We start from the raw sequence: 17,350 nt of genomic DNA, 5'->3' as shown, positions 1-17,350 counted from the left end.
CGCCCCTGGAGTCGGTACATTAGCAGGTTCAGCGCAGGCTGCGTGATGGCCGGCGCCATCCACGAATGCGAGGAGCACGGCTGGGCGAAGGACCGCGCCGATCCGCACGCGCGCGAACGGGCCTTCGATATCGCCAGGCGCGATCCGCCCGAGAGTTCGTCCCCGGCGCAGGCCGCCGCCGAGATCCACGGCGTCCTTGGCTCCATCGGCGATACCTGCCCGGAGTGTCTGTCTGATTGCTGAGCATCGCCTGTCTGCGCCGGACGCCCCCAAAGCGCCGAAGTCACCGTCCTCGCTAAGCAGGGGCCAATCAGCTGCAGAGGGCCTGGTACTCCGGGCTATTCGCGCCGCCTAGGCGGGCTGGCCCAGTCTTCTCGCGGTGCGACCGCTCCTGACGGCTAGGGGCGCAGCGCCCCCTCCCATTGGAGCGGCATGCGGAACGTGAACCTGGTCTCCGCTTCGGACGAAGTAACCTCGATCGAGCCACTATGGGCCCTGGCAATCTCGGCTGCGATGTAGAGGCCAAGTCCGAGCCCTTGCGAGGGCCCGTGCGCCTCTCCCCGATAGAACGGCTGAAACAGGCGCTTGCGCGCCTCTTCCGGAATGGCCACCCCGCTGTTAGCCACCGAGAGCTCGAAGTGTCCTCCGCCGGCACTTGAATCGACACGCACAGGCCGGTCCGGTGCCCCGTGACTGATTGCATTGCCGAGCAAGTTAGAGAGCAACTGGGCGATGCGGGCCGGATCGCAGTAGAACGGTGTCTCGACCTCGAAATGAGTCTCGATGCTGCGATCCGGATGGGCCGCGGCCAGTTCCGCCACGACGTGGTCGAGCACGGGCTCGATGGCGGTGATGGCCTTCGAAAGCGAAATTCCTCCCCCGAGGCGGCCCCGAGCCAGGTCCATGACGCTTTCGATCATTTTGGCCATGCGGCCCACGCTGCTCTGCATCATGGCCTCGAGCCGGAGCGCGTCCTCCGGCGTCTCGGCCTTGAGCATCAGACGTGCGCCGGCCGCGATCGATGCGAGCGGATTACGCAGGTCATGGCCGAGGACGGCGATGAACTGCTCGCGCAGTTCGGCATTTTCACGCTCCTGTCGCAGGCGCTCTTCCAGAGCCGTCTTGAGCTCCTCGCTTTCCTTTCGGGCGTCGATCAGCCCGCGCTCAAACCGGCGCCGGTCGGCAGCCCGCATGATCGTAAGACGCGTGAACAGGAGCGCATCGGCATCGGTCCGCCGCTCACGGGCGTTGGCGATCGCCGGCAACCGTGCACCACTCTTGGTAAGGAGATCGAGCGCGAACTCGTCGAAGAAGCCCTGCATGCGCAACAACGGAGCCACGTGCGTCTCCAGGAATATGCGCCCCGCCATGTTCAGGAGATCGCTCAGCCGCATCCCGGGCAGGTCATCTGGCGCGTAGCCCGTCCAGTCCGCAAGAGTCCGATTGGCACGATCGATGCGGCCATCCGGACGAACGGAGAGGTACCCGCAGGGCGCGTTTTCGTAGAGGTCTTCGAAATCGGTATCGGCAGGATGATTGTTATTCACTCAGACGAAATCTCGGATTGCGGCGACGACCTCTTTGGGGGCGCTCAGGTTCGGGCAGTGGCCGGTCGCCTTCAGAACGACCAGTTCGCTATTCGGGATGTTGCGTTGGACGTATGCACCGACCTGCTGCCCAGCGATGATGTCTTCGCTGCACTGGAGAATCAGCGTGCGCGCTTTGACCTTGGACAGGTCTGCGCGGTTGTCGGAGAGGAAGGTGACCCGGGCGAATTCCTTGGCGATGGCGGGGTCAGTACGGCAGAAGCTGTTGGTTAGTTCCGCGCCAAGCTCAGGCCGGTCGGGGTTGCCCATGATGGCAGGAGCCATCTGCGCCGACCATCCCATGTGGTTCTCCTCCAGAAACGAAAGAAGCTCTTCGATCTGCTGCGCGCTGAAGCCACCGACATAGTCGCCATCGTCGATGTAGCGCGCCGAAGGCCCCACCAGCACCAAGCTTTCGAAGAGTGTCGGATCGTTGACCGCGGCAAGCACTCCGATCATCGCACTGACGGAATGCCCCACGAATACGGCATCCTTCAGGCGCAGCGAGCGGCCGATCTCGACGACGTCATCGGCGTAGCCGGACAGCGTCGAATACTTTCGATGGTCGTAAGCGGTGAGGTCCGAACGGCCGGCTCCGACGTGGTCGAATAGCACCGTGGTGAAATCCGACTCGAACGGCGGCGCCACGAAGCGCCACATGTTCTGGTCGCACCCGAAGCCGTGGGCGAACATCATGGCCCGCTCACCGCGGCCGCGGACCTGCACGTTATTTCGGAATTCGACGGACACCTAGACCACCCTTTCGCGTGGGGCGTGGATTATTATTTTGAGGCAGCTTAGGGCCAAAGTGGCCGCAGCGCATTCGTTTTTCTAGGATGGGAACGAACGCAGGCGGGTGAGGAGACCTGACGTGGCCTCCACCGATTGCACGGGCCCAAAGGGTTTGGCCAACATGACGCTTTGCGGCACGCCCTTGACGGACCACCGATGCGCGCTATCTCCGGACACGTAAAGGATCAAGCAAGTTGGATCGTTCTCACGCGCGACACGAGCGAGCTCCATCCTGGCGCGGCCAAGCCCCAGCCCCCAAGAATCGGGGCCACCTCATTTCGGTCGGCTTTAGTCGCCCTGCGGATTTTTGGTCGCCATAACTTGCGTGAATCTCAGGTTGGGAAATTCTAGGCGTCATGGCTGCATCGCTGGGGGAGATCTCCGATCTTCGATGCCGAAACCACCGCGCTGCTGCCCGCAGTTCTCGAGGAGGTCTGCCAGAACGTTTGCCGCCGTGAGACCACCGCTCGCACGCACGTCGCCTCGAAAATCCTCGAAGCCGCGACCCGTGGCGAGACCGCGATGTCGAACCTGAAGCAGGTCGGTCGCAGGGCCCTGGGCGAGGCGCCCACGATGTGGCCATCGCAGCCGAACAGGAGGCCGAGCCAGGAGAGCGGCGCGAAGAGTTCATGATCGAAGCTCGGTCGAGTGCGGAAAGGGGCGCCCAAGAAGCGCCCTGCGATTTCGCGCGCAGGGCTGGTGAGCTCCATGACCTACGGAATGAGTTCGTCGGGTTCCGCACGCGGCGGCGCCGCGGTGGTGCGCCGCAGCGGCGTACCACGGACGTCGCCGCGCTCGCGGGCTGGCGGGCGCTCGGACAGGTCCCGGCCTATCTTGGCTTGCAGCTCCACCAGGTCGGTGAAGACGTCCGCCTGGCGGCGCAGCTCGTCGGCGACCATCGGCGGCCGGCTGGCCATGGTCGAGACCACCGTGACCCGGACGCCACGACGCTGGACGGCCTCGACCAAGGAGCGGAAATCGCCGTCGCCGGAAAATAGGACCATCTCGTCGAGCTTGCCGGCGAGCTCCATGGCATCGACCGCGAGTTCGATGTTCATGTTGCCCTTGACCTTGCGTCTTCCGGAGGGATCGACGAATTCCTTGGTGGGCTTCGTCACGACGGTGTAGCCGTTGTAATCGAGCCAATCCAGCAGCGGCCGGATCGAGGAGAATTCCTCATCCTCCACGATGGCCGAGTAGTAGAAGGCGCGGAGCAGGGTACCCCGGCTCTGGAATTCGTTCAGAAGGCGCCGGTAGTCGACGTCGAAGCCGAGCGTCCTGGAGGTGGCGTGAAGATTGGCGCCGTCGATGAAGAGGGCGATCCTACTGGGCGAAGGCGACATGTGGGCAGCCTGAATGATCCGATCGGAAGCATCGCTCCCGTCCGGCGAATGGTTTGCTCAAGCGATGGGAGTTGGGGTACGGGACGGCCTTGGCCCGCCGCTCACTCGCATTCCGTGCAACCGAGCAGGAATCCGAGCTCCGGATACGAAGCTATCTCCAATGCCTAGAGCTATCAAAGCCTTTTTCATTAACACTGAACCTCGGCCGCCAAGCAAAGACAAACGAGAGTCATGCCGCATCAGCTCCCGCTTTTTGAGATTCACCTGAGCCAACGCCGCCGCACGTTTCAATGGTGTCTCTGCACGACTGAGGGCCGTCCGGTCATGCAGGGGGCGGAGGGCAGTCGGGTGGCGGCCAAGTACCAAGCAGATCGCGCGCTGTTTCTGATGCTGCTCGCTTCCGCCTACCGGCCGCAGCTGCCGGGAGCCGCCCGTTTCGAGTCGTCTGGTCGCGCGAATCCAGACGCATGATCGAAGGCCAACAGACAACGCATTAGCGTTGGACTGATCTCCCCAGACGGCTCTCCCCTCAACTCGGCGAAGCTCGCCTGGCCATGGTATTCACGGCTCTGACGATCTCCGCGGGATCATAGGGCTTTTGCAGGAACAGACTGCCGGACACGGGGCGCGGCGCGACGGGCGAGAAGCCACTCGTGTAGATCACCGGGAGGTCGGGATCCTGCTCGCGGCAACGCTCGGCGATCTGCCAGCCGTCGACGCGCCCTGGCATCCTGACGTCGGTGACGAGCACGTCGGCGACCCGCTTCCCGCACCATTCCAGCGCGTCTTCGCCATTGGCCGCGTGGATGACCTCGTAGCCCTCCTCCCGCAGAGCCTCCACGACGAATTCGCGTATGAGGAGGTCGTCCTCGACGACGAGTATTCGCAACTGAATCCTCCTCGAAACCTCACATCTGATGCCATTCTGCGAACTACCGAAGCTTTGGACCGTTCCCGCATCCCCGATCCGGTCGGCCGATCGAGCGGGTCTTTTGAATCAAGGATGGGCGAGGGGGCGTCTGGGAAGCGGGGTGCGTGCGTACGCGGTAATCAGCGAGCATCGGCCATCCGGTCCGGAACGGCCCTCCTCCAGGCGACTTGATCTCCGGATACAAGCAACTCGGAGAAGGGTCATGAAGACGATCTTGGCAATAGGCTGCCTGTCCGTACTCGCCTTGGCCTCGCCTCGTCCTCCCTCCAGGACGTAGCTCGACTCGATGCCCGGATGCGTATGACGTGCAACGGGCACCCCCGCCTCTGTGGTCACATCCATGATGATCGTCGCATAACCCGGGACATGTCCATCAACCTGCGACAAAATCTTGCGCGTAACCCCGCCTGATGCAGGCAGTTGTGCCCCTGCGCGAACGCCTCGGTTGCTATGAAATCCGTAATTCCACAAATGGCACATGACGCAACACCTGCAAAACCTCGGCGAGCTAAACTAAAGATCTTGAGCAGCTCGGCAACGACCGGCGCATGATCCGCCGGACCTCGCTGTAGGGCAACGAAGTTGCCGGCCGACCTCGACGATGCCAACGCTTTCCTGCGCGAGTTTCAGCGGAACCTTGGAGATCATCTATGAGCAAGTGGGTCGACGAGAACTACATCAACCGACTGTCGCCCGACCAGCTCCGTCGCGAGCTGCAGGACGCGCTCGATTTCCAGTACGAGCTTCTCGACGCGATGAAGAACCAAGTCGAGCTGCCCTCGCCGTACGTGCTGAAGTGCCTCGACCACGGCGCCAGCTGGCCCGAGGACAAGGCCATCGGCAACATGCTCCAGCCCAAACACGGTCTCGACGTCGTGCCACCCGTCTCGGAATGCGAGAGCGCCGCCGGCCTGTGGTGGCGGATCCTCCAGGGGCTCAAGGCCGAGCGGCCGTAGGAGCTGCCATGAACGCGGTGACCAAGCGGGACGCCTGCTCCGCCAGATCATCGCCGTCTGCGAGATCCAGCTCGGCAGCCGCGTGACCGTGGCACCGACGGCGAAGTACTCCAGCGAATGGGAGGGGCGAATACGTCGTGGTCCACATGGTCTTGGACTTCCAGGACACCCGGCCGCCGATGTTTATGGCCGGTGACGAGATCAAGCACCGCTACGGCTACACGGACGGCCTCGCTCGACGACCTGATCCTGGTGCGGCCATGAGCGTCCACCATCAGCGGCAGTCTGCTACCGCCGCGGGCCGCAGCTGTGGCGCCGAGGAACCTTTCAGCCCGCCCTTAGTTGCCCGCCATGCAAGTGGTCTGGCTCGGCATCATCATCGCGGGCCTACTTCTCCTGGTCGCGGCGGTCTCGGCGGCGATGATCGTGCTGATCTGAGCGCGAGGCGCTGGTGCGGCTTCGTACTGCGGAGCGATTTCTGACCCGGCCGATTCACAAATGTGCTGTTCAGGTGTCCCGGCGTAAGGCATCATTTTGATGGTGCGTATAGGGGCGGTCATGGACAGAGTTGAGTATGGGTTTGCGGTGACGGCGCTCACCGGTTTTTTGGTTCTGATTGCTGGAATGGCTTGGCTGATGCTGTAAGCCGCCTCGCGGAGGGCGCTGACGGCCGGTCGAGCAGAAGCGATGCGGCGACCGCGCTTGGGAAACGGGCTCGCGTTAGCTTAGATGCCCAAAAAGAATCCGGTCAAAATTGGCATCCGAACCCGCGCCCCGTATGATGCCGCCTGAGTGCACGCGAGGTGCTGCCATGACCACGGCGGAAGCCCTGAAGCAGATCCAAGGGCTAGCCACTGACGCGCATTTGCTTCCTGAGAAGCAGCGCCGGGTGGTCCTCGCCGGGGATCGTCGAGGTGTGTTGCAAGTTCGCTGAGGCCGGGAACGGCACCATGCCCTCGCACCATTCGCTGCACTAGAGCTATCATTCCTCTTCTGGTGGCTGAGGCAAGCTTGGAGCTGGAAATCCGTACTGCTCTGCGCGCTACGCTGCGAGCTTACGATAGGCCCTAGCAGGCTGAGCATTTCATTTCGAAGGCTGTTCCAGAGCAGCGGCCCTCCACCTTTGGGAACGGCACTAAGCAAGCCGGCTGAATGGACGACACTGCTAACCAGATTGGTCTCAGTTCAAGCGGATCTATCCAAGCGAGCCGCTTTGAACCGCTCAGCTTTCCCCCCCAGCCAATGGCAGTCCATCGCCAAGAGGATCAGAGTGACTTTGTTGTCCTGATCAGCAGCGAGCTTGGTGCGGTTTTCACATTCGTCGGCAAGGTGCCGTAACGCCTGAATTGCAGTTTCCATTTGTTCAACCCTAGTTGAACGAAGATGGCAGCCAGCCATGGTAACAGGAGGCAAGGCTAAGTTCGTCCTCGTTCGGAACTGAACTTACGTTCCTTGCGCTTAGGAGCAATCCACCGCTGCGCAAGGAGGGTGTCGTGGGTGGCAAGTCTGGCCGCCAAGCTCAAAAAGCAGGCTGCACAGCTCCCTGCGGGTGCCGAGCGCGAGGCCCTTCTGAGAAAAGCCTCCTGACGCGGGCTGAGCGTAAGCCGCTCCAGAGGGTCCTAAAGTGAAGGGCCGCTGCTCTGGAACAGCGGCCCACCCAGGTTTCAAAATCTTCGAAATGAAAATGCACCGCCTCCCCCGGGGTCTTCCGGTTAATGGGCAGCCGTCTGAATCGATTTATGTAGCGGCATGATGGGCGGGCCCATTGGGGAGCCACGATGAAGCTACTGAACGAATACCTAGAGCACGCGCTCACCTTTGAGCGCATGGCCGCCGAGGAAAGCAACCCGGAGGTTAAGGCGCAGTTCGAGCAGCAAGCCAAGGCTTATCGCAGGCTCGCGGCGCAGCGCGCAGAGAAGTACGGGCTTCCGGCTCCAAGCGAGCCACCAGAAGAGGAACGCCAGGTCTAGTTCAGCGAATGCACAGGCGGACGCTGGGATGACAGGCTGGCATCCTCGGCCAGAGTGAGTGATGCCTTCAGGCAAATCTGGATTATCCGATCGAGTACCAGCAGGCGCTGGCTGTCGGGGAGCAGATGCGCATCCTTCGTGATCGTATGGATGTGCTTCATGGCTTCCGTTGTGGTCATGGCTGTACCTCGCGTGCACTCACGGGTGCATCATACGGCGCGCCAAGATCGAACGCCAGATTTGTGCGGCGAGCGCACATGGCTTGCGCGAGTGAAGCGCATTGAAATCGGACCCGCCGTCGACACCCAAAATCACGGCCTCACCGTCGACCACAAAATGCTTCTGGCGGTTCTTCAGCGCCGCTTCGGCAATCCACGGATGGGACCTGCTTGACGGCGGTCACCAAGCAAAGCTCGTAGGCCATACGCATCTGCGAAAAGATCGGCGTTTTGCCGCATTATGCGAGTCGGGAACAAGCGGCAATGCACGCCGTTGTCACGGTGCTCCGGCTTCAAGCCCCCCTGCAAACCGGAGTATTTGACCCCGGCTCCTGCGCGCCCCGACGCAGGGGCCGCTTTTTTTCGACGTCCGGAAAAGGCCAAGGACGCTCTGGCCGTCGTGCGGTTCGCGAGCCGGCTGGAGTTGGTGATGGAGGCGCGCTGCGGGGAAGCGCCCCACCGAAACTCGGAGCAATGATCGTGCGCTCCGCAGGAACGGCACGGCACCGGCGTGGTCGAGCGAGCGCGTGGGCTTTCCTCGAATGCCCACTCGGCCCGGCTGCCAATGCCCCACAGCTCCAGATAGGCAGCCGGGCGCCGTGGGCGCCGCGCCCAAGCGCCTACGGGGGACCGGAGTGCTCTCGCCGAGCATGAGTATGTCGTGGCTTGCACGAACCGAGGTGCTGTTGCTGGAGCCGGGTTGGGCGCGCGCCAAAAAAAATCTCAGCGGCGCCCGATAAGGCCGCACAGATCAAGCTTAGCGTCATCTCTTAGGAAGGGCGGCAATTAGCTTCGGTTGACGAACACAACCGCAAAACGGAGTTGACGATATGCGAAAGACAATTTTCTCGGTGGCGATGTGCGCCATGCTTGCGGGTGCCTCGATCGGCTTCGCCCACGCGCCTGGCGCCCGCTGGAGCTAGCGCCGCCGGCGCAAACAGCGGCGGAACGAGCAGCGGCCAGGGTGGCCCGCAAAGGGTTCGTCCGGGCGCGAGCCAGGATCCAACTGGTCGGTGACCTTTTGCCTCGTGACCGACACGAAAGAGGGCTGCTGAGTCCCTGCTCGGCAGCTTCTTTCAAACCATTATTAGTGCAGCGGATGCAGGGTCTCTTGCTCGCGGGGTTAGGAGTGGATCATGAACAGTCGAGATCAGAACTACCGGAGCAGCCCAATAGCCTGGGTGGTTGTCGCAATTGTGTAGCGCGTCGATCTGGATGGGAAGGCGCGGCAATCTGGATGGCGAGTCAGTGTCGCGGCGAAGTAATGATTGCCGCGCAGATTGTCGTGCGCAAGAGTTTTGTTGAACTCTGATTGTCGCGGAGCGTCAATCAGCGACGGTTTTGGGTGTCGCGTGCGAGGTCGGCCGTCCCGGACCGCGTTTTCGGTCGAGCGCGGTGCGTCTGCGATAGCTCTCGACGTTCATCTCAACGATGGTGGCGTGGTGAACGAGACGATCGATGGCGGCGAGCGTCATGGCGGGGTCCGGGAAGACCTTGTTCCATTCGCCGAACGGCTGATTGGCGGTGATCAGCATCGAGCGCTGCTCGTAGCGTGCGCTGATGAGTTCGAATAGCACGCTAGTCTCGGCCTGGTCCTTGGTGACGTAGGCAAGATCATCTAGGATCAGGAGATCGAAGCGATCAAGGCGGTTGATGGCGGCCTCGAGGTTAAGCTCGCGGCGAGCCAGCTGGAGCTTTTGCACGAGATCGGTGGTGCGGGTGAAGAGGACGCGCCATCCGTTCTCGATGAGGGCCAGGCCGATAGCTGCCGCCAAGTGGCTCTTGCCGCCGCCGGGCGGCCCGAACAGGAGCAAATTGGCGCCCTTGCCCAGCCAGCTGTCACCGGCGGCGAGCGCCATCACCTGCGCCTTCGAGATCATCGGCACGGCCTCGAAGTCGAAGCTGTCGAAGGTCTTCCCGGCTGGCAGCCTGGCCTCGACGAGATGGCGTTCGGTGCGCCGGCGACCGCGTTCGGCGATCTCGTGCTCGGCCATGGTGGCCAGGAAGCGGGCCGCCGGCCAACCTTCCTTGTCGGATTGCTCGGCAAATTGCGCCCACAGCACCTTGATGGCTGGCAGGCGGAGCTCGTTGAGCAACAGATTGAGGCGCGCGGTATCAACGGTGTTGGCCACGCTCATGCGGCACCTCCGGTCTCGGCGGTACCAATGAGGCATTCGTAGGTGGCAAGCGGCGCGAGCTGCACCACGACGTTCGGCAGGTGGGCGGGGTCAGGAGCGAAGTGAGCGCGCAGCCGGTTGAGTTCGGGAAGTCGGCCGGCGTCAAGGTCGGCCGTGAGCTGATCGGCGAGCTCGGCCTCGCAGCCGCGCTCATGAGCGAGCGCGAGGAGATCGACCATGATCCGGCAGGCCTTCTTGTCCGGTAAGCGCTCGCGCAATCGGTCGAAGGTTCTTCGATAGCCCTCGCGCGGGAACAGCCTGTCCCGATAGACCAGATTGAGCAGCGCCATTGGCTTGCGCCGCAGGGAATGGATCACGTGCCGATAATCGACGACCTGGTCGTACTTGCCGTTGGGATGCGGCCGCCCGCGCGGCAAGGTAAGGAGATGCGTGCCACCGACGAACACGTCGAGGTGATCGTCGTAGAGCCGTGCCCGCAGCCGGTGACCGATCAGGCGCGATGGAACCGTGTAGAACACCTTGCGCAGGGTGAAGCCGCCCGAAGACGTCACGCGGACGATCACCTCTTCGTAGTCGGAGGTGCGGCGATCGGGCAGCTCCTGCAATACCACGCGCTCGCTATCGATCCGCTTGGCGTTGCGGGCATTGCGGCGGCTGACGATCTCATCGATGAAGCCGCGATAGGTGGCAAGATCGTCGAAGTCGACGGTTCCGCGCAGCAGCAAGGCGTCCGCGATTGCTCGCTTAAGATGACCGTGGGGCCCTTCGATCGAGCCATTCTCGTGGGCCACGCCTCGATTGTTGCGGGAAGGCCGCATGCCGTAATGGGCACAAAGGGCCTCGTATCGCTGCGTCAGATCATCCCGTGCATCGCGATCGAGATTGCAGAATGCGGCCGACAGGCTGTCGGTCCGATGCTCCCGCGGCGCCCCACCGAGCGACCAGAGGGCATTCTGCAGGCCTTCGGCCAGGGCAACGAAGCTCTCGCCGCCAAGCACGACGTGAGCGTGCCCGAAGCCGCAATAGGCCAAACGGAAGTGATAGAGACGATGATCCAGCGGTGCGCCCGCGATCGTAACACCCAACTCGCCCATGTCTGTGAAGTCGGAGAGGCCGAGCTGGCCAGGCTCATGGATCTGGCGGAAGATTACCTCCTGCTCCTCGCCATGGATCGCCCGCCAGGCACGGATACGACGTTCCAGGGTACGACGGATACCGGTGCCGAGATCAGGATGACGTCGGAGCATCTCCTCGAAGACCGCGACCGGGCGTAAGCCAGGTGCCGACTTCAGGATCGGGACGATCTCGGTCTCGAACACCTCGCTCAACGGGTCCGGTCGTCGCCGGCCGCGGGGAGCCTTCTTTTGCGACGGAAGTCGGGGATCTCTCTCGATCCGATAAGCGGTCGCCGCACTGAATGATGCCTTGGCCGCCGCCACTGGCGGGCTGTCGGTCTGACGGTTCTTCATGTAGAGCCTCATTTGGTGATCTGTGATGTGTCGGCCGGGCAAGCGAGTGATTCCTCTTGGCGGAAGAACCACTTGCATAACCTGCCGGCCGCGATCACCAGTCGGCGCGGTCCCTAGCGGATCGCGCCGACGCCGGGCTCGTAACTCCGGTCGGGCTACGCCCTCCCTTCGTCACGAGCCCGGCGAAACTCTCTCACCTTGATTGACGCGCTCTTCCATCCTGATCGCCGCGCGACACAATTGTCATGATCGCGGGTATCGCCGCGATTTTCTACAGCTCTGATAACCACACCACCGCGTCTAACCAGACCAGCGCGCCCACAACGAAGAGCAGCTCGACGAACCCGGCCACATCCACCGGCTCGAGCACCGGTTCTCCGGCAACTGCGCCATCCGCCGCGCCTGCAAATCCGGGAGCCGGGTCGAAGTAGCCACGCCCCGGAGCCGCTCCCCCGCTAGCCTTGGGGTTGGGCATCGCCGGCCTTTATGGAGTGCGACCCGCAGCGGGCCAGCCGCTTCACGCGTCATCACGTGTGATTGCAATCAGCTATCAGGAATTTCACTAATTGGAGCCACATGATTACGGCCGCCTAATACAGGGATTTTGCCAAGCAGAGTACAAGACACTTTGCTCAGCGGCCAACATTCCCGAACACCAAGCTTTCTTTGCGGGGTTTAGCTGGTCAATTGGATCGGCTGACGCTCTGGTGAGAGACGAAGCGACCCGGAGGCTCTCCCGCAGCTGTGCCGCGCCAGCCCGCCTTCATCAGATGCGCTTCACACTGTCCGCGATTGCGCGTTCAACTTCTGATGCGAGAACCGTCAGGTGAGTCGCGACGATGCTCAGATCCGAATGCGGCACGCCCGGGGGTTCTCTGCGCGCTGTGTGCAAACCGGGGACGTTGATCGTGAATGACCATGTGCCGTCGCAGAGCAGATTTGTTATTCGCGCAGGTGGAAAAGGTTGGATGGTCTACGACCGGGAGCGCAAGGGCCCGGCACTGATCGGCGCCGAAGTGGGCTTTGCGGCCAATTTGACAAGGGAGCAGGCCGAGCGAGTTCATCGCACATTGACCGGCCCGAGCAATACCAATTCTCCCTCAGGGTGATGCTGCCTCCACTGCTCTATTGATCGAGCAGCTTGTCCCGCTCGCGCCGCCCGATCTGCCGCGCCTCTTCCAGGGCGGCGCGCGGGTCGAGATTTGGGGGGGGGTAGCCGGCGGCTCGGCACGTCGTCCCAATAGACGAAAATGCCCGGCCGCCCGTCGTCGAAATACACCTCGAAACTGCCGGTGTCGGGCACGGCCTCGTGCTTGCGGATCTTGGTGCTGGTCACGCGACCGATGTAATCAGGTGTCCTTGCGGTGCCAACGTGCGAGCTGAAACAGCAAGCGTGAGAAGGCCCCAGCGGCAGGTTCCTAGCAGGGGGGCGCGCGCGCTGGGGCCAGAAGCCTGCCGGAAATTGGCGGCCGCAGGCTTGACCGTATCATCCACCAGAATCGAAAGCCGCGCATTGACGCAAGTGAATATGTTCAATCTAGGAGGAGGTACCTCTTCACTGACCGCCTTGCGACAATTGGGCTCTTCCCACGCCTCGCGGTGCGCGCATCTCGAGAGTGCGACCGCGCCGCCGCCATGATGCCAAACCGGCGCGAGCCGACGAAGGGGGACCCGCCCGAAAGCAGTTAGCGTTGATGCCCCAAGCCAATGCCCAGCACCAAGGCTTTCTGACGAAGGGCGCCAACGGTGCGCTTCATCTGCTTGGATATCTTCACCACGGGTGTCCGTTGCTTCGAATGACCCTTCAGCGCTTTTAGGTCAGTCGCAGTCCATTCGCGGCGAGCACGCGTCTTGATCTTCTTCGTCTTCGCTGTTCTCACTGATCGCTTCCATTAACGTGATTTGAGCGCGGCTGTTAGCACATCGCGTGTAGTCGTCAACTAACTAATAGGTTAGCAAAGGCGAAACGACGCAGATCAACGTGACTGTTAATGCGAGCAAGCTGGAACAGTGGGCAAGAGAGTTGTCTGTTCGCGGAATGCGCAGTGCAGTTCGAAGCGCAGTCGACATAGGCGCAAGGGCGATGCGGAAGATTGCTGTCGAATCATCGCCAAGGACATGGAAGGCGCATCAAAGACGGCGTGACCAACGTCAAGCGCAAGACGCGAACCGATCTCTCAGCGTCGTTCACTGCCAACAGGATGCGCATCAACACGCTTGCATTGCCGCGACCGTTAGCCGCCATGGCGCCATGACCGGAAGCACATATCGACTGCGTCGAGCCTCAGCATCCGCCATGCGTTCTTAGTATCGTAAGCCTCCACCGGAGGCCTACGATACTCTGCGTTCTCCGCTCCTTTAAGACACTCGATGTGCCGCCGAGATGGAAAGGGCCGCAGGATCTTTCACGGTCCTGCGGCTCTATTTTTCCGGGAAAATTGAGTGCTTACGGAATGATCACTGCCAGCCGCGGGTAGCGTGATGATTCCAGAACTGGGTTTGCGGGTTGAGTCTCAAAACATCTGTTCCAAAGCGGAACATGGAAGACGTTGCGCTCGCGCAACAGCTTCCGTGGTGCGGACGAGGGCCGCCGGCCTCTTTTCGTTGTGATCAGCTTCTGGCAAGCTGGGACGTTTTCATTTTTTAGGAGAGACGTGCGTGGCGATAGGTACTGTAAAGTGGTTCAACCCGACCAAAGGTTACGGCTTCATCCAGCCCGACAATGGCGGCAAGGATGTTTTCGTTCACATCTCGGCCGTCGAAAGGGCGGGACTGAGCACGCTCAGCGAGGGTGCGAGGGTGAGCTACGAGGAAATGAGCAACAAGGGCAAAATGTCCGCTGAAAATCTGAGAGTCGCCTAGCCATATGGAGCGCAGGCGCTTCAAGGTAAGGCGGTGCGCAACTGAGCCCTGCTTCGTAGCGTCAAAAATCAAAGCCTGCTGCCTCGCGCTCGGCCGGCGACTCTGCTAGCTCGATCCAGTGATCGGTGCCCGCCGATCGCCAACAATCGCAATCAAACTCCGCCGGCTCCCGAGCCGGCGGGTTTTTGCGTGCCAATTACTGCGGTAAGGCCTTGTTCGCGGCGCTTCGAGACAAGCCCCTGCTGGCCCATCACCCGCTCGTCAGGTCGGTTTGTCCGGACTTGTGGAGTTGAAGTCCCGGGCAGCGAGCTCCAGCTCAAGTTCGGTAATCCTTTCGAATATGCGGGTAGCAATCGCCTCTGATTCGCCGATGGTCAGCGATCGGATACCGCGCAAGGCAAGCTCGTCTCTGAGGAGTTTCGCCACAATCAAATGCACGGCCATCGGATTAAAAAATCCCGAAAGCGATGATCCAATCCCAACTTTAGGGTGAGCACAACGGCAATTAAGGTCGACGTCCGATCGTACGTCCCCCGGTGTGGGGCTCCGTAGTCAAACGTAAGTGGAACGATCTGCTTGGCAGCGCGTCTGTCTGAGGCCCCCAGCCAGACAGGTCGCCCCCCGACTGCTGGAGGAAAACCCGATCAGCGGGTTGGCGGCCCCCTCGTGGGGCCGTTTGAGTTTCAAGGTGGCCGTCTGAGCCGAAGACTCGGCACCATTACAAGAGAAAGGCCCCAGCTCGGGGGGCTTCCCAACGGGGGCTCTAGTTTTCCGGCACAACCATTTGGATAGAAGTACCAGCCTCTTGAAGATTGAACATGGCCAGTGCGGATATCGTATGGCGGCAGCTTGCGGAAAAAGAATCTAAGTTATGGCGCTCAAGGACCTGTTGATCATCCCTCCAAGGTGCGGTCCGCAACTCGCAATTTCGTCAGTGCTTCAGGCGCGCTCTTCCGCAACGCAATTGTGCGCGGTGTGAGGTGAGCATGCTGGCAGAGACGGTTCTCAGACTTTAGCCGCGCTCGCCTAAATCTACGGATCGGGTGAGTCTTTCAAACCGGTGACCCAACCTCTCGCCGCGGTTCGTTGCGGCTGCGGCCTATTCATTATCACCGCTCTGGCCGCATGTAAGGCTGCGCTCTGAGACCAATCGAAGGTCCGGGTCGGCGGCTAAGGTCAGGGAAGCCTCTATCCGGAGCGGGTTCTCTCTGGAAGGCGTTCAGCGACCAGAGCCCAGCATGACGCCGAATGCGAAAAGGGTTGCCCGATAAAATCCAAGGATACCGTCAACGATATCTGCGAATGCCGGCCAACGAATGATTGCCCATGGCGGTCGATCCAATCAGTATCTCTTTTAGTTCGCGGTGCATGGTCGTGGTCTAGGCGACTGGCTGCTGCAGCGTCCATTCCTTCAGGGCATTCAGTGGACCCGTCTGATCTTCTTCTTGCGCTTGGCGACCGCCTTCTTGATCTGCTCGCGCAAGCGAAGGATTTCGCCCATCCCGCCGCCCTCTCCGGATCGAGCGGAGCCTGTGTCTGCTTGCCGTTTTGACGGATGCGTTTTCCAGTTTACGTGAACGAAACCTCTGATCAGTAGCGCCGATAGTACCGATGGGCATAAGGCCGACGAACGACGACTACGCGCGGCGATAGGCAGGACGATAGACCGGGCGAGTTCGGACGCATTCGTGCCGGCCGCAAACCAGAGCTACCCTCTCAACGTTCGCGATGTTTGATTGTCCCAGCGGAGCAACGGGCATTGCCGATGCCGTTGCAGTTGAGAATGCCGCCCCACAGAGAACGGTTATTGCGGCAAGTGTAAGTTTGTATTTCATCCATGCTACTCCGGCGGAGCCCATCCCCGCTGAGCAACCTTAGACGTTCCTTCCTGAACCTCGGATGACCTCGCCGCAGCCTTCGCGCGCGCCCTGGCTGGCTGTATGTTTCGGCACAATTGGCGCGAGAGGTTGTTCTCTCGATCCTATCCGCCGGGCGGCCGCGCGCTGGCTCTGCGACATGGCTTGCCAATGAAGGTCACGCGGGCGCGCCGATCACCTCGTACTCGAAGCCGACGCCCTCCCGATCGTTCTCATCAATCCAAGCCTGCGCCACTTCCTCTGTAGCGAACCATTTTCGGCGGGGGTGAGGCGCGCCATTACAGATCCTCGCGCAAGCCCCTGAAGAACGGATGCCGGAGGATCTTGTGAATGCAGCGCTCGTCGCGCGGAACGGCCTCGACCCCTGCGCAAGCATGGCTCTCTGAAACCGGGGGAAGGGGGCGCCCCGGTCCCCATTGCGGAACGAACTCCAACCGAAACGGGTATTCGGGTCCGTCGGCGCCGGTTGGTTCCTAAGCCATAGGTCGATCTTGGGAGCCTCGTAAATTGTTCTAGAATGCTGCGATGGCTGGCAAGAGAACCCCCGAAAGAGAGTTCCTGCCCTCCTAAGCCAACAGGCGAGGTGGAGGCGCGGCAGGTTGTCCAAGAGCAAATCTCGATGACCAGCCGGCGTTCGTCAAAGGTTCGAAAGTAAGATGAAACGAAGGCCGCCACAGTTGGCGGAGTCGTATTGTAGCTTCCGGCACTTGGGAACTGCCATGCGGTACGTTGCGTATGTGGTCGATTTATCCGGCGTTGCTCGGGCGGTTTATCAAATCGACAGTCCGACGGATGAAGACGCCAGAACGCGAGCAGAGAAATTTCTTGATACGTACCCTGCCGTAGAGGTGTGGGATGGTCCTCGCAGAATTGCCCGGCTGGTGCGTGAGAGCTCGGACTGACCGGTCGCGAAAAGCGAGAGCTACGGCGGGTTGGTTCGGATCTGCTTACGATCATGAATTGACATTTCGCCGCGGCTCGTGGCTTCCAAAATCTTCATGGCGCGCAGGAACGAGCGGTTCGACTTTTAATCGTTGCCCAAGCAACCAGTCCAGGTGCGGGAGCCTCGTGGCATTAACATCGAGGCACGTGTTATGACGACTGTTCAAACGGCCTTGCTCATTGCGGACGCTGTGCCACGCTCTGCACTAGATCGTGGGCGGTAATCGACTCATCAAGCATCAGAGGCCACGGCGGATGTAACCGGC

Annotated in this window: 15 protein-coding genes and 1 pseudogene; 7 read left to right on the top strand and 9 right to left on the bottom strand. The window is 61.4% G+C overall.

Going from position 1 to position 17,350, the window contains the following annotated elements; translation table 11 throughout:
• The first annotated feature begins 18 nt into the window (after positions 1 to 18).
• Positions 19 to 243, top strand: a complete 225-nt coding sequence (locus BRA1417_RS41520) for a hypothetical protein (protein ID WP_051448451.1) — start codon at positions 19 to 21, stop codon at positions 241 to 243.
• Between the two features lie 155 nt (positions 244 to 398).
• On the opposite strand, the gene BRA1417_RS0137430 is transcribed toward BRA1417_RS41520, so the two are convergent.
• Both BRA1417_RS0137430 and BRA1417_RS0137425 read right to left on the bottom strand, forming a co-directional pair.
• The gene (locus BRA1417_RS0137430; protein WP_027520180.1) at positions 399 to 1,547 is read right to left on the bottom strand and encodes a PAS domain-containing sensor histidine kinase; all 1,149 of its coding nucleotides are present in this window, start codon (positions 1,545 to 1,547) and stop codon (positions 399 to 401) included.
• Positions 1,548 to 2,336 carry an alpha/beta fold hydrolase gene (locus BRA1417_RS0137425; protein ID WP_027520179.1) on the bottom strand — a complete coding sequence of 263 codons (789 nt, stop codon included), beginning with the start codon at positions 2,334 to 2,336 and terminating at the stop codon, positions 1,548 to 1,550.
• 426 nt (positions 2,337 to 2,762) lie between these two features.
• On the opposite strand from BRA1417_RS0137425, the gene BRA1417_RS45890 reads away from it, so the two are divergent.
• Positions 2,763 to 3,011, top strand: a complete 249-nt coding sequence (locus tag BRA1417_RS45890) for a hypothetical protein (RefSeq protein WP_084462433.1) — start codon at positions 2,763 to 2,765, stop codon at positions 3,009 to 3,011.
• A gap of 80 nt (positions 3,012 to 3,091) precedes the next feature.
• On the opposite strand, the gene BRA1417_RS0137415 is transcribed toward BRA1417_RS45890, so the two are convergent.
• Positions 3,092 to 3,721, bottom strand: coding sequence for an NYN domain-containing protein (locus BRA1417_RS0137415; RefSeq protein WP_027520177.1), 630 nt, complete (start codon positions 3,719 to 3,721; stop codon positions 3,092 to 3,094).
• A 529-nt stretch (positions 3,722 to 4,250) separates the two neighbouring features.
• Complete coding sequence (locus BRA1417_RS0137405; RefSeq protein ID WP_027520175.1) at positions 4,251 to 4,610, bottom strand: response regulator transcription factor; 360 nt, start codon at positions 4,608 to 4,610, stop codon at positions 4,251 to 4,253.
• 692 nt (positions 4,611 to 5,302) lie between these two features.
• Here BRA1417_RS0137405 and BRA1417_RS0137400 point away from each other — a divergent pair.
• The 3 genes from BRA1417_RS0137400 to BRA1417_RS0137375 all read left to right on the top strand — a co-directional run bounded on the left by BRA1417_RS0137400 (position 5,303) and on the right by BRA1417_RS0137375 (position 7,578).
• Positions 5,303 to 5,608, top strand: a complete 306-nt coding sequence (locus tag BRA1417_RS0137400; protein ID WP_027520174.1) for a hypothetical protein — start codon at positions 5,303 to 5,305, stop codon at positions 5,606 to 5,608.
• A gap of 1,152 nt (positions 5,609 to 6,760) precedes the next feature.
• Positions 6,761 to 6,946: a hypothetical protein gene (locus BRA1417_RS41515; protein WP_035969060.1), complete on the top strand. Its 186-nt coding sequence runs from the start codon at positions 6,761 to 6,763 to the stop codon at positions 6,944 to 6,946.
• Between the two features lie 440 nt (positions 6,947 to 7,386).
• A complete protein-coding gene (locus BRA1417_RS0137375) occupies positions 7,387 to 7,578 on the top strand; it encodes a hypothetical protein (RefSeq protein ID WP_027520173.1) in 192 nt (63 codons plus the stop codon).
• Here the strand turns inward: BRA1417_RS0137375 and BRA1417_RS44565 are convergent.
• The 4 genes and pseudogenes from BRA1417_RS44565 to istA all read right to left on the bottom strand — a co-directional run bounded on the left by BRA1417_RS44565 (position 7,575) and on the right by istA (position 11,481).
• A complete protein-coding gene (locus tag BRA1417_RS44565) occupies positions 7,575 to 7,757 on the bottom strand; it encodes a hypothetical protein (protein WP_027520172.1) in 183 nt (60 codons plus the stop codon). The two genes, BRA1417_RS0137375 and BRA1417_RS44565, sit on opposite strands and share 4 nt — an antisense overlap.
• Before the next feature lie 82 nt (positions 7,758 to 7,839).
• Positions 7,840 to 7,968 (bottom strand): annotated as a pseudogene (locus tag BRA1417_RS45885) (DNA ligase); the annotation flags it as partial.
• A 1,153-nt stretch (positions 7,969 to 9,121) separates the two neighbouring features.
• Positions 9,122 to 9,934, bottom strand: coding sequence for an IS21-like element helper ATPase IstB (istB, locus tag BRA1417_RS0137360; protein ID WP_027520171.1), 813 nt, complete (start codon positions 9,932 to 9,934; stop codon positions 9,122 to 9,124).
• On the bottom strand, positions 9,931 to 11,481 hold the full coding sequence (gene istA, locus BRA1417_RS0137355) for an IS21 family transposase (RefSeq protein ID WP_084462430.1): 1,551 nt from the start codon (positions 11,479 to 11,481) through the stop codon (positions 9,931 to 9,933). The genes istB and istA overlap by 4 nt, the downstream gene beginning before the upstream one ends.
• Before the next feature lie 830 nt (positions 11,482 to 12,311).
• Here istA and BRA1417_RS43465 point away from each other — a divergent pair.
• Complete coding sequence (locus BRA1417_RS43465) at positions 12,312 to 12,512, top strand: hypothetical protein (RefSeq protein WP_198034942.1); 201 nt, start codon at positions 12,312 to 12,314, stop codon at positions 12,510 to 12,512.
• Between the two features lie 1,549 nt (positions 12,513 to 14,061).
• Positions 14,062 to 14,265: a cold-shock protein gene (locus BRA1417_RS0137335; RefSeq protein ID WP_027520167.1), complete on the top strand. Its 204-nt coding sequence runs from the start codon at positions 14,062 to 14,064 to the stop codon at positions 14,263 to 14,265.
• Between the two features lie 261 nt (positions 14,266 to 14,526).
• Here BRA1417_RS0137335 and BRA1417_RS0137330 read toward each other — a convergent pair whose 3' ends face one another.
• The gene (locus BRA1417_RS0137330) at positions 14,527 to 14,709 is read right to left on the bottom strand and encodes a hypothetical protein (protein WP_027520166.1); all 183 of its coding nucleotides are present in this window, start codon (positions 14,707 to 14,709) and stop codon (positions 14,527 to 14,529) included.
• Positions 14,710 to 17,350: the final 2,641 nt, after the last annotated feature.

This window comes from Bradyrhizobium sp. WSM1417 (assembly GCF_000515415.1).
Taxonomy (GTDB): Bacteria; Pseudomonadota; Alphaproteobacteria; order Rhizobiales; family Xanthobacteraceae; genus Bradyrhizobium.
This window is presented reverse-complemented; position numbering and strand designations above follow the sequence as displayed.